This is a genomic window from Pseudomonas sp. CFBP 13711 (assembly GCF_014842265.1).
Classification (GTDB): Bacteria; Pseudomonadota; Gammaproteobacteria; order Pseudomonadales; family Pseudomonadaceae; genus Aquipseudomonas.
Window position 1 is genome coordinate 1 of the sequence record NZ_JACYVI010000039.1, and the last position, 764, is coordinate 764.

Here is a 764-nt window from a genome sequence, read left to right on the forward strand (position 1 = left end):
ACGTTATCAAGGCGATTGAGACGGGAAGGATTACCGTCGACAGTGATGCGGCGCCCGCAAACGTGAATTCGAAACGTCGTCGAGTAACTGCCTTCAGCAAAAAAAGCGGGAACGCTGGTGGACAGAAGCTCATCGGTATCGACGTCGAAGCGACGGGTAATGACATCTCCGACCTTGGGAAGATCGTAGTCATAATCCTGAAACGCTTTGATCCAGTCGTAAAACATTGGAAATCCTGTCAAGCCCCCAAATAATGTGGAGGATGCTACGATATCTCGCGGAGCCGTGACAAGCGTTATTTGGTGGGACATGCCACCATATGTCGGGCATGTATAGGCATACAGGAGTTAGGGTTAATGCATCACCACATTGCGGCAGAGCTACCAATGAGCATCGGCGAAAACATCAGGCAAAAACGAGAAGCGGTGGGAATGTCCCAGAAAACGCTGGCGGAAGCGATTGAGAGCGGGGAAAACACGGTCGCAGGGTGGGAGAAGGACAAAAACGCACCACCTGGTGACAAGGTGGTAATGATGGCAAGACTTTTCGGATGCTCTACCGACGAAATACTGTTGGAAAAGCAGGACAGGGACGTGTCACCAGAAATGAGGGCTTTATTCAGGCGCTTCAACGACCTACCGGACGAACTAAAACCGCTCGCAAGGAGCATGGTAGGAGGTCTATTGGCAAGCATCGAGGAAGAGGCATCGAGGCAGCACGTGGCATAAAAAGTATGCGATTGCATACCAAAGTGGGGGTGTTAC

1 protein-coding gene and 1 pseudogene are annotated in these 764 nt (G+C 51.3%); one reads left to right on the forward strand and one right to left on the reverse strand.

Annotated elements, in window-relative coordinates; translation table 11 throughout:
* Window positions 1-227, reverse strand: a pseudogene (locus tag IFT47_RS27285) (phage/plasmid replication domain-containing protein); the annotation flags it as partial.
* Between the two features lie 129 nt (window positions 228-356).
* Here IFT47_RS27285 and IFT47_RS27290 point away from each other — a divergent pair.
* A complete protein-coding gene (locus tag IFT47_RS27290; protein WP_244656102.1) occupies window positions 357-728 on the forward strand; it encodes a helix-turn-helix domain-containing protein in 372 nt (123 codons plus the stop codon).
* The last annotated feature ends 36 nt before the right edge of the window (window positions 729-764 follow it).

Bases quoted from the DNA above. Each gene is read 5' to 3' on its own strand.
- IFT47_RS27290 (WP_244656102.1), top strand. From the start codon at position 357: ATGCATCACCACATTGCGGCAGAGCTACCAATGAGCATCGGCGAAAAC.